General features: G+C 35.5%; 22 protein-coding genes and 1 pseudogene. 14 read left to right on the top strand and 9 right to left on the bottom strand.

The annotated features are described in order from the left end of the window. Positions 1 to 164: 164 nt before the first annotated feature. The 9 genes from G399_RS0118020 to G399_RS0117975 all read left to right on the top strand — a co-directional run bounded on the left by G399_RS0118020 (position 165) and on the right by G399_RS0117975 (position 7,247). Complete coding sequence (locus G399_RS0118020; protein ID WP_006011520.1) at positions 165 to 1,052, top strand: SDR family NAD(P)-dependent oxidoreductase; 888 nt, start codon at positions 165 to 167, stop codon at positions 1,050 to 1,052. 11 nt (positions 1,053 to 1,063) lie between these two features. Next, positions 1,064 to 1,411 carry a nuclear transport factor 2 family protein gene (locus G399_RS0118015; protein WP_006011518.1) on the top strand — a complete coding sequence of 116 codons (348 nt, stop codon included), beginning with the start codon at positions 1,064 to 1,066 and terminating at the stop codon, positions 1,409 to 1,411. A gap of 16 nt (positions 1,412 to 1,427) precedes the next feature. Beyond that, positions 1,428 to 3,026, top strand: a complete 1,599-nt coding sequence (locus G399_RS21030; RefSeq protein WP_006011516.1) for an AMP-binding protein — start codon at positions 1,428 to 1,430, stop codon at positions 3,024 to 3,026. An 18-nt stretch (positions 3,027 to 3,044) separates the two neighbouring features. After that, on the top strand, positions 3,045 to 4,025 hold the full coding sequence (locus G399_RS0118005) for a thiamine pyrophosphate-dependent dehydrogenase E1 component subunit alpha (protein WP_026843864.1): 981 nt from the start codon (positions 3,045 to 3,047) through the stop codon (positions 4,023 to 4,025). Positions 4,026 to 4,046: 21 nt separating this feature from the next. Further along, positions 4,047 to 5,060: an alpha-ketoacid dehydrogenase subunit beta gene (locus tag G399_RS0118000; protein WP_006011514.1), complete on the top strand. Its 1,014-nt coding sequence runs from the start codon at positions 4,047 to 4,049 to the stop codon at positions 5,058 to 5,060. Positions 5,061 to 5,065: 5 nt separating this feature from the next. Next, positions 5,066 to 5,296, top strand: a complete 231-nt coding sequence (locus G399_RS0117995) for a lipoyl domain-containing protein (RefSeq protein ID WP_148277404.1) — start codon at positions 5,066 to 5,068, stop codon at positions 5,294 to 5,296. Between the two features lie 12 nt (positions 5,297 to 5,308). Next, a complete protein-coding gene (locus tag G399_RS0117990) occupies positions 5,309 to 5,998 on the top strand; it encodes a 2-oxo acid dehydrogenase subunit E2 (RefSeq protein WP_006011512.1) in 690 nt (229 codons plus the stop codon). Between the two features lie 19 nt (positions 5,999 to 6,017). Next, a complete protein-coding gene (locus G399_RS0117985) occupies positions 6,018 to 6,272 on the top strand; it encodes a hypothetical protein (RefSeq protein WP_026843862.1) in 255 nt (84 codons plus the stop codon). 225 nt (positions 6,273 to 6,497) lie between these two features. Next, positions 6,498 to 7,247, top strand: coding sequence for an SDR family NAD(P)-dependent oxidoreductase (locus G399_RS0117975; RefSeq protein WP_006011511.1), 750 nt, complete (start codon positions 6,498 to 6,500; stop codon positions 7,245 to 7,247). A gap of 364 nt (positions 7,248 to 7,611) precedes the next feature. Here G399_RS0117975 and G399_RS0117970 read toward each other — a convergent pair whose 3' ends face one another. From G399_RS0117970 to G399_RS0117945, 6 genes are all read right to left on the bottom strand, one after another. Next, the gene (locus tag G399_RS0117970) at positions 7,612 to 8,610 is read right to left on the bottom strand and encodes an MDR family NADP-dependent oxidoreductase (RefSeq protein WP_006011510.1); all 999 of its coding nucleotides are present in this window, start codon (positions 8,608 to 8,610) and stop codon (positions 7,612 to 7,614) included. 356 nt (positions 8,611 to 8,966) lie between these two features. After that, the gene (locus tag G399_RS0117965; protein WP_006011583.1) at positions 8,967 to 9,278 is read right to left on the bottom strand and encodes a 2Fe-2S iron-sulfur cluster-binding protein; all 312 of its coding nucleotides are present in this window, start codon (positions 9,276 to 9,278) and stop codon (positions 8,967 to 8,969) included. Further along, positions 9,266 to 10,489, bottom strand: coding sequence for an NAD(P)/FAD-dependent oxidoreductase (locus G399_RS0117960; protein WP_051288641.1), 1,224 nt, complete (start codon positions 10,487 to 10,489; stop codon positions 9,266 to 9,268). The genes G399_RS0117965 and G399_RS0117960 overlap by 13 nt, the downstream gene beginning before the upstream one ends. Before the next feature lie 45 nt (positions 10,490 to 10,534). Continuing rightward, a complete protein-coding gene (locus tag G399_RS0117955; RefSeq protein WP_006011579.1) occupies positions 10,535 to 11,929 on the bottom strand; it encodes an aromatic ring-hydroxylating oxygenase subunit alpha in 1,395 nt (464 codons plus the stop codon). A 47-nt stretch (positions 11,930 to 11,976) separates the two neighbouring features. After that, complete coding sequence (locus G399_RS0117950) at positions 11,977 to 13,095, bottom strand: acyl-CoA dehydrogenase family protein (protein WP_006011577.1); 1,119 nt, start codon at positions 13,093 to 13,095, stop codon at positions 11,977 to 11,979. A gap of 7 nt (positions 13,096 to 13,102) precedes the next feature. Next, entirely contained in the window at positions 13,103 to 14,305 is a 1,203-nt protein-coding gene (locus G399_RS0117945; protein ID WP_006011576.1) for an acyl-CoA dehydrogenase family protein, read from the bottom strand. Between the two features lie 439 nt (positions 14,306 to 14,744). On the opposite strand from G399_RS0117945, the pseudogene G399_RS21815 reads away from it, so the two are divergent. Then, positions 14,745 to 15,038 (top strand): annotated as a pseudogene (locus G399_RS21815) (IS3 family transposase); the annotation flags it as partial. A 388-nt stretch (positions 15,039 to 15,426) separates the two neighbouring features. Here G399_RS21815 and G399_RS21395 read toward each other — a convergent pair. The 3 genes from G399_RS21395 to G399_RS0117930 all read right to left on the bottom strand — a co-directional run bounded on the left by G399_RS21395 (position 15,427) and on the right by G399_RS0117930 (position 19,676). Next, positions 15,427 to 16,095, bottom strand: coding sequence for a TetR/AcrR family transcriptional regulator (locus G399_RS21395; protein WP_006011574.1), 669 nt, complete (start codon positions 16,093 to 16,095; stop codon positions 15,427 to 15,429). A 270-nt stretch (positions 16,096 to 16,365) separates the two neighbouring features. Next, positions 16,366 to 17,529, bottom strand: a complete 1,164-nt coding sequence (fadA, locus tag G399_RS0117935) for an acetyl-CoA C-acyltransferase FadA (RefSeq protein WP_006011573.1) — start codon at positions 17,527 to 17,529, stop codon at positions 16,366 to 16,368. 5 nt (positions 17,530 to 17,534) lie between these two features. After that, positions 17,535 to 19,676 (bottom strand): 3-hydroxyacyl-CoA dehydrogenase NAD-binding domain-containing protein, encoded by a 2,142-nt coding sequence (locus G399_RS0117930; RefSeq protein ID WP_026843859.1) that lies wholly within the window; start codon positions 19,674 to 19,676, stop codon positions 17,535 to 17,537. A 377-nt stretch (positions 19,677 to 20,053) separates the two neighbouring features. Between G399_RS0117930 and G399_RS23035 the strand changes: the two genes are divergently transcribed. The 4 genes from G399_RS23035 to G399_RS0117910 all read left to right on the top strand — a co-directional run bounded on the left by G399_RS23035 (position 20,054) and on the right by G399_RS0117910 (position 23,445). Next, positions 20,054 to 20,275 carry a histidine phosphatase family protein gene (locus tag G399_RS23035; RefSeq protein WP_006011571.1) on the top strand — a complete coding sequence of 74 codons (222 nt, stop codon included), beginning with the start codon at positions 20,054 to 20,056 and terminating at the stop codon, positions 20,273 to 20,275. A gap of 139 nt (positions 20,276 to 20,414) precedes the next feature. Beyond that, positions 20,415 to 21,641, top strand: a complete 1,227-nt coding sequence (locus G399_RS0117920; RefSeq protein WP_006011570.1) for an acyl-CoA dehydrogenase family protein — start codon at positions 20,415 to 20,417, stop codon at positions 21,639 to 21,641. Positions 21,642 to 21,645: 4 nt separating this feature from the next. Next, entirely contained in the window at positions 21,646 to 22,662 is a 1,017-nt protein-coding gene (locus G399_RS0117915) for a phosphotransferase (RefSeq protein WP_006011568.1), read from the top strand. 15 nt (positions 22,663 to 22,677) lie between these two features. Continuing rightward, positions 22,678 to 23,445: an SDR family NAD(P)-dependent oxidoreductase gene (locus G399_RS0117910; protein WP_006011566.1), complete on the top strand. Its 768-nt coding sequence runs from the start codon at positions 22,678 to 22,680 to the stop codon at positions 23,443 to 23,445. Positions 23,446 to 23,456: the final 11 nt, after the last annotated feature.

The raw sequence follows: 23,456 nt of genomic DNA, 5'->3' as shown, positions 1-23,456 counted from the left end.
AATTGACTTGAATGCCTTTGATAATCCACTAACGTTAACTCACCGATCCATGTTTATTTTAAATATTTTCTAGACTAAAAGTAGTCTGATATAAGGGAAAACAGTTTAAATGTAAAAAGTAATTAAAATTATCCCAAAAAATAAGAGATTATAATTTATAAATAGTGATTTTTAGTCAAAAAGACTTGCAAAATAATTTTTATCTTGACAATATAAAACAGTCAAGAATGTTTTTTATTTTAATTCTTAATAAAACTAAAATCACAGTGAGAAAAACTATGTCTTCATTAAATGGAAAAGTTGTCTTAATAACAGGTGGTTCCTCAGGTATAGGAGCAACTTGTGCATTAAAATCTTCTGAAAGAGGGGCGACAGTTATTATAGCAGATTTAAAAAAACAAGCCGCAGAGGAGGTTTTGGCTAGTTTACCTAATAAAGGTTATTACTTTGATTTAGATATATGTAATGAGAGTCAATGGATAAAACTACATGATTTTGTGATAAACACAACGGGGAAGCTTAATATATTACTGCATTGTGCAGGCATCAGTTTACCCGGAAATATAGAAACGACAGACTTTACATTATGGAAAAAAATCCATGATATTAATCTTAACGGGACATATTTAGCTGATCATTACGCAATTAAACTTATGAAATTAAATGATGAGAACAATGCCATTGTAAATATATCTTCCGCCATGAGCTTAAAATCTTTTTCTTTCACAACGGCTTATTGTTCGAGTAAAGCAGGTGTTGATGCATTAACTAAATGCGTCGCATTGCATTGTGGAGAAAGCAAATTAAATATCAGGTGTAATTCTGTTCATCCTGGCGCGATCCACACACCGATGCTAGAAAAATATCTAGATATGATGTCTCAAGATTGCAGTAGAGATGAGGCACAGGCTATGTTTGATGCGAATCACCCTATCGGACATTGTGGTCAACCTGATGATATAGCCAATGCAGCATTATTTTTAGCCAGTGACGATGCGAAGTTTATTACTGGAGCTTTACTACCAGTAGACGGCGCTCAGTCAATCTCTTAATGAGGAAAATCATGGATAACCATAAATTAATAGAAACCCATTTAGACGCTTTAAAAATGGCTGATATAAACCAGTTAATGGAAGATTATGCTGATGATGCCGTTTTAATTTTTGGGGCAGGTATTTTAGAAGGCAAAGATGCTATCGAAGAGATGCTCAAAGAATTCACAACTAACATAATTCCTCCTAATAAAACTCAATGGGAAATTGAAAATATAACAGTACATAACAATGTAATTTATATCACTTGGAGTACAGAGTCTGATGGATTTGATATTAAGCATGCTACCGATACATTTATAGTTGATAACGGAAAAATTGTTATTCAAACATCGGCTGGCGAAATAATACCTAAATAATGAGTGATGATTTTTGATGAAAGATTGTATTTTTGAACATGATTTATCAGTGCCTTGGCCGTTTAACACTATAGCACAAGCAGCTAAGTTAAGAGCTGATAAAACACCGTTCGATGTCGCGATATATACGGAAGAACATGGTTCACTTAACTATCGAAAAATTTGGAACCAGAGCCTAGCTTGTGCAGATTATTTACATAGCCTTGGCTTGAAGCAAGGTGACGTAATTAGTTTCCAATTACCCAATTGGCACGAAGCGGCCATTATAAATATTGGAGCCTCAATTTTAGGGTTGATTGTCAATCCTATCGTTCCAATATATCGAGGTAAAGAGCTGATCTGCATGTTGAAAGAGGCTAAATCAAAATGCATTTTTATTCCTGAAACCTTTAGAAGCTACAATTATGAACAATTAATTGAATCCTCTAGAGAAGAGCTCACTGACTTAAAAGATGTCATGATAATTAGGCCAAATTCTCATGAGGATATTTTTAGCAAAATTATCAACCGTGTAATTGATAAGTGCGATTATTGTTATACCGCAAACATAAATGATAAAAAATTATTATTATTCACATCTGGCACTACAGGAAGACCAAAGGGCGTATATCACAGCCATTACTCCTTGTTCTGGGCGATGCAGAACTGTGTTGATTTTTGGTCTATGAATGAACATGATTTGATGTTTATGCCCTCACCAATAACCCATATAACCGGTTATACATTTGGATTAGAGCTCCCATTTTCTCATAAAATACCCTCAGCCATGATGGCGATATGGAAAGCTGATAAAGCAGTGGAATGGATAAATAAAATAGGTGCGAGTATTTGTGTTGGAGCAACACCCTTTTTACAAGAGTTAACCGAGATCTGTAAAGCGGATCCTGAACAAAAAATTGCATTACGTTTGTTTGCTTGCGGTGGCGCGGCAGTTGCACCTAACATTATATATGATGCAAATTTATATTTAGGAAAATGCAAAGCGGTAAGAGTATACGGCAGTAGTGAAACACCCATAGTTACCTTAGGCTTTACTGAACCTCAGGATAAAAGCTTAGCAGCAACAACTGATGGCAATATATTTCGTTATGGCGTAAAGATAGTTGATGAAGACAACAATCAATTATCGTTCAACGAAGAGGGAGAAATACTCGTAAAGGGAAAATCTATGATGCTAGGTTATAGTTCTAAAGAAGACACTGATGCGTCAATAGATAATGAAGGATACTTTAAAACTGGAGACTTAGGATTTGTAACACCTGATAACGCTATTGTAATAACAGGAAGAAAAAAAGATTTAATTATTCGAGGTGGAGAAAATATTAGTGCTAAAGAGATTGAAGATGTACTGATAATAGATCCTAAAATCAAAGAAATCGCTGTCATTTCAATACCACATCAGCGATTAGTGGAAACCGTCTGTGCTTATATCGTAGCGGATGAACCAATAGATTTAAAATATGTTAGCACGTTGTGTACACGTGCTGAACTAGCGAAACAAAAGCATCCACAACATATTGAATGTGTTAGTGAATTACCCAAAACACCGTCTGGCAAAGTTCAAAAACATATTCTCAGGGATATGATAAAAAAACAAAATATTATAATTCAATAACCAATCTAGGAATAAACTATGTTACCTGATAACGAAACACGCGTTAAAATGTATCGGACTATGCTCACTAGTAGGCATATGGATGATCGGATTATGGAGCTTTACTACAAAGATAAAACACCTGTATTTGATATTGCTGCGGGTTTGATCCCAGGCGAAATTCATAGTTCACATGGTCAGGAAGCTTGTGCCGTGGGTACTGTTTTTGTACTTGGTCAAGAAGACTGGATCACTGCAGCACATCGACCCCATCACACGGCTATTGCAAGAGGTATCTGTGTTAAAAAGATATTATGCGAAATTATGGGCAAGGCTAATGGATTATCAGCTGGACGTGGTGGTCATATGCATTTGTATTCTAAAGAGCATAAATTTTGCTCTAGTGGGATCATTGCAGAAGGCATGGGTCCTGCAGCTGGTATGGCGTTAGCAAGCAGAATGCAAGGTAAAGGTGGTATAGGCGTTTGCTACTTAGGAGAAGCAGCAGTAAACCAAGGAGCATGGCATGAAGTAATGAATATGGCCGGTGTTTATAAACTTCCTTTTATATGTGTTATTGAAGATAACAACTGGGGAGTGAGTGTAAGTAAAGCTGCATCTACAGCTATTGCAAGAAATAGTGATCGAGCAACATCTTACAATGCGCTTGGATTATACGTAGATTCTAATGACCCTGACGATATATATAATAAGATGACAGAAGCTACTGAATACGCCAGAAGCGGTAAAGGGCCAGTTATTCTTGAACTAAAAACATATAGATTACAAGGTCATATGCTTGGTGATCCCCAACATTATGTACCAGAAGAAGAGAAATTAGCATTTAGAGATTGCACTATTGATTATAAAAATAAGTTAGTTAATGAAGGTGTAATAACGGAAAGCGAAGCTGACTCTATCATTGCCGATATTAAAAATGAAGTCGATGAAGCGGTTGAATTTGCCATAAAGAGCCCATTGCCAGATGCACAAAATGCACTGACTGGTAATTTTGTATAAAGATAATAGGGGTAAATGAACATGTCTAATAATCGAGTTTTAACCATGGCACGCGCTGGACGAGAAGCCGTAAAATGGGAAATGGAAAACGATAAAAATGTTTTTATGCTTGGAGAAGATGTTTATAAGTTTGGCGGTGTTTTTGGAACTGCTGACGGGTTAGGCGAAATTTTTGGTGCTGACAGAATCCTAGATACACCGATTTCTGAAACTGGCTTTATTGGCCTAGCAACAGGTGCCGCAATAGCAGGTATGAGACCAATTGTTGAGTTAGCTTTCGCCGACTTTATTGGCGTTTGTTATAGCGCCATCGTGAACTTAGCTGCAAAACATCATTATTTATCAAATGGTGAATTTAAAGTTCCGATGGTGTTGATGTTGGGAAGTGGCGGTGGATACAACAACGGTGGACAACACTCACAAGCATTGCATGCTTGTTTAGCACATATGCCAGGAATGAAAGTGATTGCCCCATCCAATGCGTATGACGCAAAAGGGTTTATGCATGCAGCTATAAGAAGTGATGATTTTGTTGTCTATATGGGCCAAAAACGAACGTCAGGTGTTGGCTTTTTCGGCGCTCCTATCCCTGATTCAATGAGTGAGATCCCTGATGAGCCATATACAATTGAATTTGGTGTAGCTAGAACAGTAAAAGAAGGCACCGATGTTACGGTAGTTGCAATAAGCTGGGCAGTTCACCAAGCTATGGATGCAGCAAAAGAATTAGAAAAAGAGGGCATCAGTGTTGAAGTTATAGACCCTCGAACATTAGTCCCTCTTGATAGAGAAAGCATTATTAACTCAGTTAGAAAGACAGGCAGATTAGTTGTTGCTGATGAAGACTATCAAAGTTATGGGTTTACATCTGAAGTCATTGCCAGTGTTATAGAATCAGAGCCTAATGTGTTCAAGTCAGCGCCTATTAGAGTAGCAAATCCTGATACAACAATTCCATATTCGCGTCCAATGGAGCAGCAAGTACTGCCTACATCGGCTCGTATCAAACAAGCAATTTTAGACGTAATGAAGTAGGTGAAATGATGAAAGTAATTATTCCAGAACATATGTGGGAAGAAAATAAAGAAGGTGTAATAGTAAGTTGGATTTATAAAGATGGTGCGGAGGTGGTTGAAGGAGATCCTATTTGCGAAGTCATTGTTGAAAAAATTCAATCAGACATTATTGCGCCTACATCTGGTAAGTTGTCAATCATTAGTGAAGCTGAAGACGTTGTACAATTAGGACAACAGATAGCTACTATTAGTTAAGGAATACGGATTATGAGTCAGCCTGATAAGGTGATCCCTCTCAAAGGTTTAAGAGGGATGATTGCAAACAATATGATGAGCTCTTTACAGCAGTCAGCGCAATTAAGTTTTATGACTGATGTGATGATTGATCCTCTGCTTAATTTTCGTAAAATATTTAAAGATAGGGGAATTGCTATTGGAGTTGAAGACGTTTTGTTGAAGTGCGTTAGTCAATCTTTAGCTCATTACCCTATATTTAATGGCACAATTGAGCAAGGCGAGATTAGACTAAAAAATGATCATGCAATCTCAATAGCTACGCCAATAGCAGGCGGTTTAGCTGCACCAAAGATAGATAATATTAATCTTTTAAGTTTAGAAGAAATATCTAGTCAAAGAAGAGATTTGATCAGCCGGGCTCATAATAACCAACTAAAACCTTCAGAAATGAGTGGTGGTACTTTTACTATTAGTAATTTAGGTCAAACTCGAGTCACATATTTCACACCTATTATAAACTCCCCTCAAATAGCAATTCTGGGGATTGGAAGAATAAAAAGTCAGGTAAAATTGGATAAAAACGGTGTGTGTATAGAATATAATACAATGGGACTATCACTTACTTGCGATCATCGTGCCATTGATGGTCAACCAGCAGGTGATTTTTTGACACATTTAGCAGAAACAATAGAACAATTAACCGAAGGTTCTTTTACCTAAGGTTTGAAAGGGCAAAAGTATGGAATCAACATGCTATGAAAGCTCAGTTAAAGAACAAAGCCTTGTTATTGTAAATAAGTTCTATAAGGCATTATCAGAACTTTATTCAGATAAATTATTAAATCTTCTTGCGGAAGATGTTGTTGTGAATATCAGTGGTTCAACCCCAATCTCAGGTTGTGTAAGTCGAGCCGAATTAACAAGAATTGTATTTCCGAGATTATTTTATAATCTAAATTTAAATTCTGTACTCGATTTAAATTTATGTGAATAGAAAATAATTTTGTGGCTGCAATTATGGAGACCTAAGTAAAAATGGTACGAAATATAATCAAAGGTATTGCCATATCTTGCATTGTAAAAATTCAAATATTGTGGGAATTTTTTGATTCAGAATTAGTTAGTTCTTGTTTATATGATGATAGTTGTAATGATGAATCTCCATTTACTTCTTTTGACTTTTAATCATATGTTTACCATTTATCAATAAGGTAGAATTATGTCAAGATTAAAAAATAAAACAATAATAATTACAGGTGCTTGTGGAGATGTTGGCCAAGCGTTGACCGCTTTGTGTTATTCCCATGGCGCTAATCTAGTTCTTGCTGATATTAATCAAACCGCATTAGATTTTGCTGAACAAAAGTACGACAGTTCACGAGTACAAGTTATCAAGGTTGATGTTTCACAAGAATCCGAAAACATTGCAATGGTTGACTGCGCAATCAAGCATTTTGGTAAAATCGATGGTTTTGTTGCCAATGCTGCTATACCAGGGAAAATGAGCGCAATTGAAGATATGAACCTTGAGGATTTTACCTCTGTTTTGAATGTTAATTTAGTTGGTGTTTGGTTAGGCATAAAATCTGTTGCTAAAGAAATTAAAAAGCAAGGTGGCAGTATTGTAATAACATCTTCAGTGGGAGGTATTACAGGTGCGCCGTTTGTTTCCAACTATGTTGCCAGTAAACATGGTGTTGTTGGGCTTATGCGCAGTTTGAGTCTTGAAATGGGCGATAATAACGTGAGAGTTAATTGTGTTTGCCCCACGGGAATTGAAGGTCGGATGATAAATGACATAGCAGCACAGTTAGGCGAAGAAATAAAAATAGGTGCAGTTAGTCGACAATCAATTAAACGTCTAGCAAAACCTAAAGATGTCGCTCAAATGATGGTGTTTTTATTATCAGATGAAAGTCAATTGTGTACTGGGGGATGCTATAACGTTGACGGTGGTTACAGCACATAAATTGTTTATGTAGCCTGAACTCTGGATAAGAATGAAACTATTTTCCTACCTTGCGATTAGATCTCTCGACTAAAACGATTTGAAAGTACAAAAAGGTGGGAAGGTTGCATATTCCGGCGATTGTGAACACCCTTTTACCCCCGCTGTGTCAGGATTGTTGTCGCCTCATTTTTAACCAATGGAGATAATAATGACGGCACTTGTAGATGGTGTACTTGGCTATCAAAGAGATATCGAAAAGGTGGACGATGCCAATTCATAACTGGCCTCAGGGAATGAGTCGTTTTATCATTAAGCTCGAGGAACGTCTCGGGAAGCACATTAACTAGTGGCAGTTACACAGAATAAGTTACAGACTGCTTATTTAGACTTTTACAAGCACTTTTCCTTTATTCTTTCCTTCAAACATGTGCTGTAAAGCATCCGGGATAGCCGTTAAACCTTCAAAAACCTCGGTTCTATATATAATTTTATTTTGATCTATATAGGATGAAATTATTTTTCTAGCGTCATTGAACTCAGCTTTATAATCGAGAACGATAAAACCTTGCATAGAAGCACTTTGATATACTAAATTAAAGTAATTACTTGGTCCAGTCATTGGTTTATCGCTGTTGTAATTTGATATAGCACCACATAAAACAATTCTTGCTTGTTTATTTAAACGCGCTAAACAATAATTTAAAATGGGTCCGCCGACATTATCAAAGTAGACATCAATGCCATTAGGTGTTGCTTTGTTTAATTGCTCTTTAAAGTCTTCTGCTTTATAGTTTACAGCGTTATCATAATTAAACTCATCGATAATTAAGTCTTTTTTCTCTTGGCTTCCAACAATACCGATTACATGACAGCCAACTATTTTAGCAAGCTGTCCTGCTATAGAACCAACGGCTCCCGCAGCGGCAGAGACCACTACAGTATCAGATTTTTTTAAATTACCTATCTTTTGTAAGCCAAAGTATGCAGTTAAACCAGTTAAACCGCAGGCACTTACCGCGAGTTCATCACTTATATTTAAGGGTATAGTTTTGTCTAATTCAGTCTCTTCAGGATTAATGTCAGCTAATGTCTGACAACCTAAATTACCTGTTACTCGGTCTCCAATTTTAAAATTACGATGGTTAGATTCAATGACACTGCCAATTGCAAAAGCATGCATAATATCTCCGATATTAAGCGTGGGCATATAATTTGTTCTATTGACAATCCAACCACTCATTGCTGGCTCTATAGATATTAAAGAGACACTTACTCTAATATAACCATTTTTTAAATTGTCGATGTTTTCCTCTATAAGGGTAAAAGTATCTTTATCTGCATAAGTGTTTTGCTTGGCGAGTAATAATTTAGTTCTCTTCATACAATATTTTCCTTGTTTATTAATCTCAGATTTATATAGATGATATTCAATGATTTGGTAGTTAATACCAAGTAAATTAACTAGGTACTCCTTTAATTAGACAACAAAATTATTTTTCAGTCCCAACAGCCAATTATTACCCAATTAAGCGCTTTATTCTTGAAAATTTATTATTATTACTTATGTTGAAATGAAGTTGACCTACTAATTAATTTAAGTGGTCTAACAGTAAAAGGACGATTGCTCCGTCAAAAAGAAGAGTCAATCTTAGTATCTAATTCATAACGTATATAGTGGATACGTTATGAATTATGTTTTGAGAATGCATGAGAATTTAATTCACAATCAACATTTTTTTAAGCAGATTTCACTTCTACGATCAGATCGTTCAAAGTTTCATCTATTAAAACTTGACATGAAAGCCGACTATTATCTTCTTTATTAGGCACGAAATTTAATAGCTCTAATTCATCCCCTTGGGCTTTAGGAATAATATCAAGTTTATTATTTATTACCACATGACATGTAGCGCACGAGCAACAACCACCACATTCTGCATCAATACCTAAAATATTGTTATTAACAGCTAATTGCATCAAATTAACTTCATTAGTGGGGATTGTTTCTTTGCTCTGACCATTAATGTCAATAAATGTTATAATTCCCATAGCTTCATTACCTCTGATATTGAAAGACTTTGATCTCTTAGAATATTAAGATCAACTTTTTTATTTTTAGTGATTATTATTTTTGCGGCCATAAATTCTCCAGGAGAGTTGACTGCATCTGCAGCTACAACTTTATTTTCGGCTATATAAAAACAGGTGAACTTATGATTATTAATATCGCCACGTATTATTATTTCTTCATATCCAATGTTTAAGCCAACCATTTTTAAATTCAAGTCATATTGATCAGACCAAAACCATGGTACAACCGGCTCTTTAAATGGATTGCCAGATATATGAGATGAACATACTCTAGCTTGTTCCGTTGCATTTTGAACAGATTCAATTCTTAAAGCTTGCCCATATCTCTCATGGTAATAGTTTGAACAGTCTCCAATCGCGTAAATATTGTCTATATTGGTTTGACAATATTGATTTACTTCAATGCCATTACTACAATTAATGCCTATTTCTTCTGCTAACTTTATTGTAGGAACTATTCCAATTCCAACAATAATTATATTAGCAGATATCATTTCGCCCTTTTTTGTCTTTAACTGGTATCCTGACGTTTGCTTTTTAGCATTCACTATTTGGTCATTAATTATAAAATTGACACCTTTACTTTCGTGATATGACTGATAGTAATCACTCATAATTGGGCATAAAACTCTATTTAATATTCGATTAGCCGCTTCTATTACTGTGACATCTTTTCCTTTTACTCTTAAACTTGCGGCAGTTTCTAAACCAATATACCCGCCACCAATAATTAATACTGAATGGGCATTTAATAACTTATTTTTCAATTTTTGTGCATCATCGAAATTACGAATATATAAAATATCTTGACTGGCTACGCCATCTATTTCAAGAGTTCGAGGAGTTCCACCAGTTGCAATTATTAATTTGTCATATTCAAAATTTTTATTCTGAGCGTGTATAACAGAGTTGTGACTATCAATATTTGTTACAGGTGAATCAGTATGAAAGGTGATATTGTTTTTTATATATAAAGCTTTTGGTTTTAATAAGATATCATCCAAACAAGATTCTTCTTGTAGAGACTTTTTAGATAGTGGAGGGCGATGATATGGATAGTGAGATTCATCGCTAAATATATCTATTTTGGCGTCAGGTATTTGATTTCGCAAGGTGAAGGCTGCATGAACACCAGCGTGACTTCCACCAATAATAATAATTTTTTTCAAAATTTACTCCACTAATCTGCCAAATACCGTATTGAATGAGAATATTTATTGGCTATTATCATTCCAGCCTTTCATATATTTATTCAAAACAGTGTGAGTGTGTCTTATTCTTACTTCCTGATAATTAGCTAGATTAATTTGCTTTTGTTTGGCCGCATGCATACCTTCTTGAACAACAGGCATGTTTCCCATATCTTGATCAAAAATCGGGCCTAAAGCACCAAGTTCTGCAGCATCGGACCACTTTTCATTTTCATTTAGTAAATGGGTAGGACAACCTGCAGGTTTAGGTGTATCTTTTTTGACACGTTTTAGAATCATTACATCCATAAAACATGAATCTGGATTATCGCCATCTGGTAACCAACGATATATAACATTTGGAACATAACCACCCCAAGGCGAAAAGTTTGGAAAGACGTTATAGACTAATGCATCAAGCATCTCTAAATCTGTGGCGTGAGAATAATCATGACCATCTTCAATGGCATAGTTTTCACGGCTAATTTCAGCCAATATTTCTCGTGCATTGCCTCCTTCAGGCACAAGAATTTTTTGGTCATTTATTATACGGCCAGAGCCTGACACCAAAGTATCTAAAATTTGTTGTTCTGAAACAGAGCCAGGGGGTAAATATCCACTTTGTACGCCCATGCTGTGAATTGCTCTACTTACATTTTCAGATACAATATCATACTGGCTATTTGCATCAGAACTGAACGTCATTATTTGGGGGTGAGTGGCTATACTATGATACGCTTCCATAAACGCCTCCATTGCAACTTTCCAATTACAATTAATTCGTTTTTTCACATGAACTACTTTTGAGCAGTTTTGTAAATTCCAGCGCTCAAAGTGATTATCTGTTTCACCAAGGTACTCTCTTAAAGAAGGCGAGTTATCGTCCATATTAATAAACAAAAAACCCTGCCAAGTTTCGACCTTTACTTGTGGTAACGACATGTTTTTATTTTCTAAGTGGCAAAAGTCCCAATCAAAGGGAATATTATTAAGCTCCCCATCAAGTCGCCACGTAAATCCATGGAATGGACATTTTATTTGTTTAGAACAGCCATTTTGTGTTTTTAATTTACGCCCCCTATGTAAACAAGAATTATAAAAAGCACGAAATTGATTATCTTCGCCACGCACAATTAAAAAAGAATTTGTACCGATTGAATATACAAAATGACTACCAATTTCTGGGATATCTTCTTCTCGGCAGACCATTTGCCAGACTTTACTCCACATAAGTTCATACTCTTTTTGTAAGAACTTGTGTGAAGTAAAAACTTCACTATTTATTGGTTCACTACCAAGGTATTTATATGTATCAGCTAATATATCAGGTGCAGTTCTAGACTCTTGATCTAATAACTCCTTAACTGATTTTTCTGTTTGACAGCGAGCTTGGCCCGGCGATGGTTTTTTATCTTGCATAATTTTGCCTCATATAATTTATTGGTTAATATCAGTTGGTTTAAAAATCACTCTATCTGAGACAGAAAGAACAATTTATCACCATATCTACAATTATTAGTGATGATACGCTTTGCCAAATGACCAACGCTTAATTCTTCAGTTACACCGATACCGCCATGCAATTGAATTGCTTTCTCAAATATAAATTGTGTGTTTTCGAATAGCTCAACATTAGTAATATAAATCCTTTCTTGTGCATGCTCCGTCAAAAGTGTGTCTACACTTTGTGCTTGATAAAACGTTAGGGATAACACTCGTTGTAGCGCAATAAACATATCAGCAACAATATGCTGTAAGCTTTGAAAGCTCGACAAAGATGAGTTGAATTGCTTTCTATCAAGTAAATATTGTGCAGTTAAATTTAATAATTGAATGCAGCAACCAAGACTATCTGCGTTGTTTAAAATGTTAGCTTGATTTAATAATTGTGTTACTTGAAGGTCAGTCGTGTTTAGACTTATTTTGAATTTTGAATCTAACTCTCTAACATCGAAAGTCAGGTCAGCCATAGGTTTATCGTCAGTTCCCAGATAGAAATTAAAACTAATTCCTAAGTGATTTACCGGTATACAAAACCAACATTTTTCGGAAGTTTGATTGTCATGCGCTAATACCAATATATGTGTCACATTTTGTATATCACTTACATAATGTTTTACACCACATATATTAAAGCTACCATTTTTGTTTTGTTTAAATTCAGTTTCAATATTATCTAATGAATACCTACTAGCTCGTTCAAAAATTGCAAAAGCACATAAATTTTTACCAGCAAGCATTAATGGCAATACTGTTTCTTTTAAAGTGGAATTGTCAGATGATTCAATTAGTTGAACAGCAAGGCAATGAGTAGTGAATGGTTCTAATGCTAAATGTTTCCCCATTTCTACTTGCATACAAGCTAAGTCATAACTAGTACATCCAATCCCATTATTTTCATCTCTTGCGGGCGCTAAAAGCCAACCAAGTTCAGCATAAGTTTCCCAGTGAGTTAAAGCATCAACCGTGTTATTTTTTATTGACTGATAATGCGAATGAAAATTACTATTATCTATTAAATATTTCGATACTGTTTGCGCCAATTCTTTGGATATTTCACTGTCGTAATTAAAATCAGTAAACATATAAACCTCACGTATTAGCAAAAATTGATCGTGCTATTAAATTTCGTTGAATTTCGTTAGTGCCAGCGTAAATCGTCGCGGAACGGCTGTTAAGATAGCGAGGTAATGCCCAATCGACATCGTCAGATGTTGCACTTGGCCAGGCTTGCGATAGGCTATCTCTAACCAGAATTTGCGCTCTTGGTCCTATCACTTCCACAGCTAGTTCAGCTAGTGCTTGTTCTAATTCAGTTGCCTCTGTTTTTAATAATGAAGGTTCAAATCCATAATCAAACCCAGAATTTATTTGTTTTTGTAATCTAAATTCAGTGTTTTCGAAAGCACACAGCCTCGCGTCTAAAGAATTAAGTTTTTGTTTTACATAAAAACTAGTATTCACTTTATTTTTTGAATCTAATTGCTCTGTTTCGGTTAATTTGTTAATTCTTATTAATGTACTTCGTAATCGAGCAGAAGCTACACTAGCGCCACGTTCTAAAGTCAGTAGGTATTTGGCACATTCCCAGCCCTGACCTTGTTCACCAATCAAGTTGTTAGTATCAACTTGCACATCTTCAAAAAAGACTTCATTTAAATCATGCTCGCCACTGATAGAAATAATAGGCCTAACTGTAATCCCTTTACTATTCATAGGAATAAGTAAAAAGCTAATACCAGCCTGAGGTTTAGGAGTATTTTTAGTTCTAACTAAACAGAATATCCAGTTTGAATAATGAGCATGAGTGGTCCAAATTTTGCTACCGTTGACGATAAATTTCCCATCTTTCAATTCAGCTTTGCATCTAAGCGATGCTAAGTCAGAACCTGAACCCGGCTCAGAATATCCTTGGCACCAATAATCATCACCTGAAAGTATGTTAGGTAAAAAACGTTCTTTTTGTTCTTCAGTTCCAAATTTTATAATTACTGGACCAACCATTTTTAGACCTAATGGTATTAGCATTGGAGCTCCAGCTTTAGCGCATTCAACTTCGAAAAGGTATTTTTGTATTGGCGTCCATTTTATACCGCCATATTTTTCTGGCCATAACTGAGCTGCCCAACCTTGTTTCGCGAGTTTACTTTGCCATTTTAAAGCAAGATCTTTATCTGCAAATACACTTGTTGTTTTTAAACTCTCTTCAACAATGTCTTGTGTAAGTTCATGAGATAAAAAATCTTTCAATTCTTTATGGAAACACTTTTCTTCATCAGTTAAATTTAAAATCACTCAAATATCCCACTTATAATTTGTTTATGCTTGATAGCTATTTTAATATATTAATTAGAGCTGAATTTTTGTATAAAAATAAACAATCAGTACTGTTTTTTATATCAAAAAAAACTTGGCGGGTCAATATAAAAGATTCCGTGAACTGTATTTATGTTGGATTTGATATTTAAATTTCAAATAATAGCCTATCAACCGTTAATTCCCATTTATAGCAATATGAACTATGTTTAAAATTTTTACTTATATATAAAATGTAGAAATACTTTATCCCGCTGTATCAGGATTGTTTTCGCCTGAATTAATTTTACAAATAAATAGGGATTGGTGAGTTAACGTTAATGGATTATTAAAGGCATTCAAGCCAATTTAAAAAAGCGATATTAAATAAGCCCAGTTAAATAAAGTAGTTTGTCAGTAAGAAAGTTTGGAGAGTAAAAAAGCAGTGATTAACGTTTGTAATGAGGAATGTTTTGCCTCATTACTGCTAAGCTAAATTGTAGTGATATTAGCCGACAGAGGTGAGTATATCAGTTCAGAATCGATTTTTACCGGCTATTAAAAGCTGAAAATATGTCGCACCACCGAGGCAAAGCTAAGCTGATAAATAACCATTAAAAGCCAACGAGTTACCCGGCTAAAAAAGCGAATGAGGTGTGGAGTTGGGATATCAACTGCTTGCCGACAAGGGGTTATTGGTCAACAATATTATCTGTTCATAATAGAAGATATCTAAAGCCGTAAAGCGGGGTGGGGGGGGGAGAGGTTCATTACAATGAAACGAGCGCAGGGTTACTAGAGCCGGGTGCTTGTGCAGAAAAATCACCCTGGATTTTGTCTCTTACATCGCACACGCATCTAAAAATATTTTACCGAGTCGCACTTAGAAGAGGCTTAGCGCTTTTCTTCAAATACGTAATTTATAACCTCGTTAGAGCGACCAGAGTTGGGATTTTCATTTGTACCTTCTTTGTAGGCTATCCATAATCAAAAAAATGATGCAGACCGAGATCAGCTAAAACTCTGATTTTGGTGCGCCGTCTAAAAAGGATTCGGCTTTGCCAAAGGTAATTTAATTGTTAATTGAGTTTAGTTGACTAGTTCTTATACATAAGCATACCTTACTTGTTCTTGGTTAATTGGTATTTTTTGATTACTTCATCTATGTCGTCCTTAACAAACATTTCTCTAACACAAGCTTTAGCATAAAGAAGAACTAGTTTTGTACGACGTTCTGAATCAGTAGTAAAATTAACTAACGTTAATCCCTCTAACATAACTTGCACAACATCAGTTATAAATTGTAATGAAGTAATATTTTTATCATTCCATTCAGGAAAAGCCAGTTTTATCAAATCCATCCAAACAGATTCAAATTCGGTATCTGCGTCTAATAAAATGTCGGCTAAATAACGATCTGTTCTTGCTGCCATTCTTAGTTCAAAATAAGCTACAGAATATTTTGAATGTAATAAATTAAAATAGACGTCTAGGCCATCGCTAACCTGATTACCTTGTTCGGATTTTTCAGCTTGTTTTGTAAACTTATTTATATCGCTTTTAAATTGTTCTATTCGTTTTTTATTAATAAAATCTATACTTTCTTTCACCAAGACTTTCTTTGAAGGAAAATGATGAACCATAGCGCCTCTAGACAATTTTGCTTTTTCAGCGACAGTTGTTGTCGTTGTAAGTGCATATCCAAGCTTGACATAACATTCCATGGCTGCCTTGAAGAAAACTTCTTTCGTATTAGAACTTTTTAGAGCTTGTTTATTATTATTCTTCATCAGACTAAACCTTTAATTTACGCAATATCATTTAATGAAACAATATGGACTGGACTTTAACAAAACAAACATTCAATTAAAATCAATTTTGGCGAACGAGTCATCTTAACAGGTTATTAGAAGTGTAAGCGATCATTAACCCCACATTCCAATAAAAATAAACCCGTGCAGAATTATATTAGTACATTTACACCACGTCATTATAAAATAGGTATTAATAGCTCTTAATAGCTCTTAATAGCTCTTAATAGCTTTGAATAGCAAGGATAGTTATTTAACTATCTCAATAATAGTTGCAATACCTTGCCCAAAGCCTATACACATCGTAGCTAACCCTATTTTTTTATTTTGTTGTTCTAAATTATTTAGTAATGTGCCTGTAATTCTAGAACCAGAACATCCAAGGGGATGACCTAAAGCGATTGCTCCACCTTTAATATTAATTTTATTTAGATCATCTATCATTCCTAGCTCCTTTATACATGATAATGCTTGAGCAGAGAAAGCCTCATTAAATTCAGCTAAATCAATATCATGAACGTTAATTCCAGCTTTAAATAAAGCTTTTTTAGTCGCTTCTACAGGACCTAATCCCATTCTGGCAGGCGCACAACCTGAAACTGCTTGTGAAACAATCCTGGCTCTTGGTTTTAAACCTAATTCTTTTGCCTTTGACTCTGACATAATTAGCATGGCAGATGCACCATCAGACATTGCTGATGCATTCCCGGCCGTGACCGAGCCCGCTTGTAGATCAAACACAGGAGATAGCTTACTTAAAGATTCTAGTGTACAACCACTTCTTATAACTTCATCCTCTGTAATAAGATCAATAGTACCGTCACCGAGGTGTCCTAAAGTTGGCACAATCTCATTATCCCAACCACCATTTACCGTTGCTGCGTGGGCTTTAGTATGTGATTGAAAAGCGAATTCGTCCTGCAATTCACGTGAAATATTATACTCTTCAGCTAACTGTTCCGCAGTCAAACCCATATTAGCTGAATTATTAGCAACTTTGATATTGAGTTCAGGTGCAAAATCTAGTTCGTAATTCATAGGTACGTGACCCATATGTTCAACGCCACCAATTATATAAACATCTCCTAAGCCCGCTTTAATCGCCATACTTGCATCATGAATGGCCTGCATAGAAGAACCACAAAGGCGATTAACCGTTTGTGCAGGAACGTTAAATGGTATCCCAGCAATAATCGCAGCACTTCTTGCTATATTAAAGCCTTGCTCTTTAGTTTGTTTAACACAGCCGATAATTACGTCATCTATATCATGCGGGTCTAACTGCGGTGCACGCACTAGAATTTGTTCTAGTAAATGTGCCATAAGCTTTTCGGCACGAGTATAGCGAAACACACCATTTTTTGACCGTCCCATTGGGGTTCTAACCGTATCTACAATAACAGCATTAATCATTGTCATTACTCCTGATTCTGTGGGTAAAATTTTAAATCGTACTTGGCCATTTTATGTACACACTGTGGTATCTCGTATAAGGGCGATAGATGTTCATATTTTTTGGCTTTTTGGATTAATTTGTCCCATCCCCAGTTTTGGATTAATTGTAACGGACCGCCTCTGAAAGCTGGAAATCCAAGTGCCATGACCAGACCTAAATCAGCCTCACTGGCTGTATTTATTATTCCTTCGTCGATACAACGAAGTACCTCTAATAGCATAGGAATCATAAGTCGCTCGATGACATAATCAGCCTCAGGGTCTTTAAATTTCACACTCGGTAACAATGCATAACTTTCATCAGCTTTTTTAGTAGGACGACCTCTTTTATCTTGACTAAAACTGTAGAACCCAGCATTGTTCTTTTGTCCAAACCTTTTATTGTTATACATTACAAAGATTGGATCACTTTCTATTTTAGCCATTCTTTGAGGGAAGCCTTCGGCCATGACATCAATACAATGATCCAGTGTATCCAGCCCGATAACATCAGCTAAAAAAGCTGGTCCCATAGGCCACCCGAAATACTGAGTCATAATGTTATCAATAGAAACAAAATCAACACCTTCATTAACTAGTAAACTAAACCCAGCAAAATATGGGAATAAAACTCGGTTTATGAAGAAGCCAGGGCAATCGTTAACAACAATAGGTGTTTTGCCCATTTTTAAAGCAACCTGTACCGCGCAAGAAATAGTGTAATCAGAAGAGTCTGCAGAACGAATTATTTCTACTAGCTGCATTTTTGGTACCGGGTTAAAAAAATGCATACCACAAAACCTTTCCGGATTTTTTAGCGATTTAGATAGTTCGTTAATTGAAATTGTCGATGTGTTTGATGTGATGATCGCGCTATCCGAAATATGGTCTTCTAATTCAGATAATACAAGTTTTTTGACTTTAGGATTTTCAGTCACTGCCTCAATAACAAAATCAGTATTCTCAAGATCTTCATATAGTGTTGTATAACTAATATTATTGGCAATCTTGAGTTGTTTATCTGATAGAGGTTCCTTTTTATTAGCTTTGATTAAATAGTTGTTGAACGTATTTTGGGCTAAGTTAAGTGCGTCATTATTAATGTCTTTTACAATGACGCTTAAGCTGTTAATTGCTAATTGATAGGCTATTCCGCCTCCCATAATACCAGCGCCTAAAACAGAAAGGTTTGTGATGTCTTTACCTGCTTTTATAGCCATTTTTTTATATTGGCTATTTACATTACTATCATTAATGAAATGATGAATTAAAGCGCTAGCACTTGGTAATTTAGCTACTTTTGCAAATTGTGCATTTTCATATTGTAGCGCTTGAGTTATTGGTAAATTAATCGTTCTATGGATAACGTCGACAATAGATGCTTTTTCTGGATGATGCGGATGTAAGTTTGCTTCTTGTTCAGCATATTGTAAAAATATTTTCATTTCTTGTACTGTATAGCTAATGCCAGTTACTTTTTTTGTTCTTATCTCCTGCCAATTTATTTTTTTTAAATACGCATTATTTAGCGTATTTAAAGCACCGTCGAGTGAATCAATAATACTATTTGCAAGACCTAGTTCCAAAGCAGTATGCGCGGATACATGTTTAGCAGAAAGGATCAAAGATAAAGCATTATCCATTCCAATTATACGGGGCAATCTCACTGTACCTCCATAGCCAGGGAATATACCTAAATTCGTTTCAGGAAATCCTAATTTTGACTTTTCCTGAACTAACCTTAAATCGCAGCAAAGCGCTAACTCTAAGCCACCCCCCAAGCAAAAACCATTGATGAGGGCAACGGTTGGAAACGGAAGGCTTTCCAAGCGACTATATACCTCACAGTCTGAAGCAATGCTAGACTTTACATGCTCTTCAGGGGAATTAATTAACTTAGCCAATTTCTTTATATCTGCGCCAAGACAAAAATCTTTTTTATTTGAAGTGATAATTAGACCATTAATATTATTACAAGATTCAATTTTATCAAGAAGTAAATTGAACTCCTCAAACCAAGAAAAATTAATAATATTGACCGGATTATCTGAGTCTAATATCACTTTAAGAAAAGAATTAGGTGAGCTTATTTGCTCACAAATTATGTGATTTCCACTGTAAAACATGTTTGTCCCCACTATGAATACAATATCTTTTTATAGATTTTCACACATCATTATATGCAATATAAAAAAACAGTATTGATTGTTTTTATTTGTTCGTGTATCTTAGGTTGTAATTGTTCAAAAGTAAACTTAAATCCAATGAAAAAAAGATTTTTGCCTCGGTAGACTTTAGTCAAAGTGACTATGATCAGTTGACAGTTAAGGTTAAAAAAAAGCTAGTTTGGTAGGTCAATACTGGGAACAAATGCAGTAAGAGAATCACGTTTAAATGAGTTCGATTTTGAATTTTTGATAGCAGAATTTTGTAGCTTGAATAGTAAATAATTCAATGTTATTGAGCACCAATCAGAGCCTAAAAACAAAACAAAATATTTTAGATGTTTAAAAAAGCTTTTACCGTTTGGTCTAAAGAACGATTGCCTAAACATGAAGAAAGTTACCTGAAATTTAGGCAGCGTGTAACTAGCGTTGTTGATGATTTGCGTAGCGCAAAAGGTAATAATATTTTAGTGATTAATTCTGGTGGCATACTAAGGCATATGGTTGCAGATGCTCTGCGATTAGATAACAGATGGCTTTCGAACCTAGTCTGCAAATAAATAATACATCAATAAGCTCATTAATATTGGGTGAAAGCACGATAAAATTAACTACGTTTAATAGCTTATCGCACATTGAAGGTAGCAAATCTAGAGACCTTATCAGCTATTAATACTTGGATTCAGAATAGGAATAATTATGAATTTTGAACACTCAGATAAAGCACAAAAATACATAAACTTATTAAATAAGTTTATGGAACAGAACGTATATCCAAATGAAGAGATTTATAATAATCAGTTAAAAAATGCTGAAGACCGTTGGTCAACTCCTCCGATAATGACGGAGTTGAGAAACAAAGCGCGTTTACAAGGCTTATGGAATTTATACATACCGCCTTCACTATCTAAGTTCGGTGGTTATAGCTTAAGTAACTTGGAGTATGCACCACTAGCAGAAATTATGGGAAAGATACATTGGGCTCCTGAGATATTTAATTGTAATGCTCCAGACACAGGTAACATGGAAGTGTTTATGAAGTATGCAACTAAGGCACAGCAAGATAAGTGGTTAACACGGTTGTTGGCTGGAGAAATTCATTCAGCATACGCCATGACAGAGCCTCAAGTCGCTTCCTCAGACGCTACCAATATAGAATGTTCGATAACTAAAAAAAATGATAAATACATTATTAATGGCCGTAAATGGTTCATTACCGGTGCTATGCATAAAGATTGTGAAATATTTATTGTGATGGGAAAGTCAGACCCTAATAATGAAAATAGACATCTGCAACAATCGCAGATATTAGTCCCTAGAAATACTCCAGGTTTAAAGATCGTCCGTCCATTATCTACGTTAGGCTACGATGATGCGCCGTTAGGCCATGCTGAACTGTTGTTTGATAATGTTGAAGTACCTTTAGAGAATATATTGTTAGGTGAAGGTCGTGGTTTTGAAATAGCTCAAGGGCGTTTAGGCCCAGGTCGTATTCATCACTGCATGAGATTAATTGGTAATGCTCAAAGGGCTTTAGAGTTCGTTTGTCATCGTAGTGAAAATAGGTCTACATTTGGCCGTAAATTAAGCCAACATCAATCGGTTAAAGAATTTATTGCCACTGCATTTGCACAAATTGAACAAGCTAGATTGTTAACGTACAAAACAGCAGATCAAATAGATAAGCTCGGTGCTAAAGATGCAAGAGACTATATTGCCGCAGCTAAAATCACCGTGCCTAAAATGACTCAAGAAGTTATTGACCAAGCAATGCAAATTCACGGCGCTGGAGGCTTAAGTGATGATTGGTGTATGGCTGAAGGATTCAATTACGCACGTTATTGCCGATTGGCTGATGGTCCTGATGAAGTTCATATGATGGCTCTATCTAAGCAACTTATTAGACGCTTTACTAACAAGAGTTAAATAAATGAATGCAGAAAAGTTTGATTTAGTATTACTTAATGAGTATTTAGAACGGCATGTTGAGGGTTTTAACGCTCTAAAATATTTAGAGAAATTTGCTGGAGGTCAATCTAATCCGACTTATTTAATTGAGGCCGACTCAGGTAAATATGTATTAAGGAAAAAGCCTCACGGAGAATTGCTGAAGTCTGCACATGCTGTTGATAGAGAATACAAGGTTATTTCAGCCTTAGGTGATTATGGTTTTGAAGTACCGAAAGCGTTTCATTTATCTGGTGATGACTCTCCATTAGGCACAATGTTTTATGTCATGAGTTTTGAGGAAGGTAACATTTTTTGGGATCCCAAATTACCGGGATTAGAAAAAAAAGAAAGATCGTTTATCTATCAACAAATGGCAAAAACACTGGCTAAATTACATTCTGTTGATATTCATGCTGCAGGTTTAGGTGATTATGGTCGTCCAGGTAATTACTTTGAAAGGCAGTTAAGTCGTTGGTCAAGACAATACAGAGCCTCTCAAACGAATGAAAATGAAGCAATGGAAACATTGATTCATTGGCTAGAAAAAAACATCCCTGAAGACGATGGAAAGGTTACTTTAATTCATGGAGATTATCGATTGGACAATCTCATTATTGAGCCTAACAATTTAACTATAAAAGCTATTTTAGATTGGGAATTGTCTACATTAGGGCATCCTTATTCAGATATCGCGTATCAATGTATGCAATTACGTATGTCACAATCATCTGTGTTGAAGGGCTTGGCTGAAGTTGACCGAGAGTCTCTTGGAATTCCGAGTGAAGACGCTTATTTGAAAATGTACTGCAAAGAAGCTGGAATTGATGAAATACAAAATTGGTCGTTTTATCTAGCATTCAGTTTTTTTCGTTTTTCAGCAATTTTACAAGGTGTTTATAAAAGATCGCTGGATGGAAATGCCGTAAGCGAAAAGGCGTTAGAGTACGGAAAATTGTCTCCTGTATTAGTAGATATGGCATTGAAACTTATAAAGTAACCAAAGGATGAAACGATGACTTATTTTAACTTGGAAAATAAAGTTGCTTTAGTAACAGGTGCATCAAGCGGTATAGGAAAACATTTTGCTAAATTACTTGCAAAGCAAGGGGCAAAAGTAGTGCTTGGAGCAAGGCGAAAAGAAAAGTTAGATACAGTGGTATCAGAAATTATAGACGCTGGTGGTACCGCAATGTCAGTTGTTCTCGATGTTACAGATCCTCAAAGTATTAGTGCAGCTTTTGACAATATATATTCTCACTATGGTGTTGTTCAAGTTTTATCTAATAACGCAGGGATCTCCGACTCTACATTAGCACTTTCTACAACTGAAGAAAGTTGGAATTCGGTATTAGAGACCAATTTAACGGGTGGATGGAGAATGGCTATTAGTATGGCCAAACAATGTGTAGAAAATAATGTCTCTGGTTCAATAGTCAATACCGCATCAATTTTGGGTTTACGAGTATCTATGGGACAAAGTAGCTACGCAACATCAAAAGCGGCACTTATTCAGCTTACTCGTTCATTAGCATTAGAACTAAGTAGAAAAAAAATTCGTGCAAATGCACTATGTCCAGGTTACTTCTTAACGGAACTGAATGAAGACTATTTTCAGACAGATAAAGGCAAAAAATACATACAATCAATGCCTTCTCAAAGGTTAGGTCAATTAAATGAGTTAGATGTGCCTTTTCTACTATTAGCATGTGAACAAGCAGGATCTTATATGAATGGATCTGTTTTAGTCGTTGATGCTGGCCATAGTATCTCGAATATGTAATTACTTTGGAG

This window comes from Brumicola pallidula DSM 14239 = ACAM 615, assembly GCF_000428905.1.
Classification (GTDB): domain Bacteria; phylum Pseudomonadota; class Gammaproteobacteria; order Enterobacterales; family Alteromonadaceae; genus Glaciecola; species Glaciecola pallidula.
Note: the sequence above shows the minus strand (reverse complement) of the source record. Positions and strands in the feature narration are given on the sequence as shown.

Coding starts and splice junctions, on each gene's coding strand:
- G399_RS0117965 (WP_006011583.1), bottom strand. CDS start 9,278: ATGGGAATTATAACATTTATTGACATTAATGGTCAGAGCAAAGAAACA.
- G399_RS0117955 (WP_006011579.1), bottom strand. CDS start 11,929: ATGCAAGATAAAAAACCATCGCCGGGCCAAGCTCGCTGTCAAACAGAA.
- G399_RS0117995 (WP_148277404.1), top strand. CDS start 5,066: ATGATGAAAGTAATTATTCCAGAACATATGTGGGAAGAAAATAAAGAA.
- G399_RS0117985 (WP_026843862.1), top strand. CDS start 6,018: ATGGAATCAACATGCTATGAAAGCTCAGTTAAAGAACAAAGCCTTGTT.
- G399_RS0117990 (WP_006011512.1), top strand. CDS start 5,309: ATGAGTCAGCCTGATAAGGTGATCCCTCTCAAAGGTTTAAGAGGGATG.
- G399_RS0117920 (WP_006011570.1), top strand. CDS start 20,415: ATGAATTTTGAACACTCAGATAAAGCACAAAAATACATAAACTTATTA.
- G399_RS0117915 (WP_006011568.1), top strand. CDS start 21,646: ATGAATGCAGAAAAGTTTGATTTAGTATTACTTAATGAGTATTTAGAA.
- G399_RS0118015 (WP_006011518.1), top strand. CDS start 1,064: ATGGATAACCATAAATTAATAGAAACCCATTTAGACGCTTTAAAAATG.
- G399_RS0117975 (WP_006011511.1), top strand. CDS start 6,498: ATGTCAAGATTAAAAAATAAAACAATAATAATTACAGGTGCTTGTGGA.
- G399_RS0118000 (WP_006011514.1), top strand. CDS start 4,047: ATGTCTAATAATCGAGTTTTAACCATGGCACGCGCTGGACGAGAAGCC.
- G399_RS0117930 (WP_026843859.1), bottom strand. CDS start 19,676: ATGTTTTACAGTGGAAATCACATAATTTGTGAGCAAATAAGCTCACCT.
- G399_RS23035 (WP_006011571.1), top strand. CDS start 20,054: ATGTTTAAAAAAGCTTTTACCGTTTGGTCTAAAGAACGATTGCCTAAA.
- G399_RS0118005 (WP_026843864.1), top strand. CDS start 3,045: ATGTTACCTGATAACGAAACACGCGTTAAAATGTATCGGACTATGCTC.
- fadA (WP_006011573.1), bottom strand. CDS start 17,529: ATGATTAATGCTGTTATTGTAGATACGGTTAGAACCCCAATGGGACGG.
- G399_RS0117970 (WP_006011510.1), bottom strand. CDS start 8,610: ATGAAGAGAACTAAATTATTACTCGCCAAGCAAAACACTTATGCAGAT.
- G399_RS0117950 (WP_006011577.1), bottom strand. CDS start 13,095: ATGTTTACTGATTTTAATTACGACAGTGAAATATCCAAAGAATTGGCG.
- G399_RS0117910 (WP_006011566.1), top strand. CDS start 22,678: ATGACTTATTTTAACTTGGAAAATAAAGTTGCTTTAGTAACAGGTGCA.
- G399_RS21395 (WP_006011574.1), bottom strand. CDS start 16,095: ATGAAGAATAATAATAAACAAGCTCTAAAAAGTTCTAATACGAAAGAA.
- G399_RS21030 (WP_006011516.1), top strand. CDS start 1,428: ATGAAAGATTGTATTTTTGAACATGATTTATCAGTGCCTTGGCCGTTT.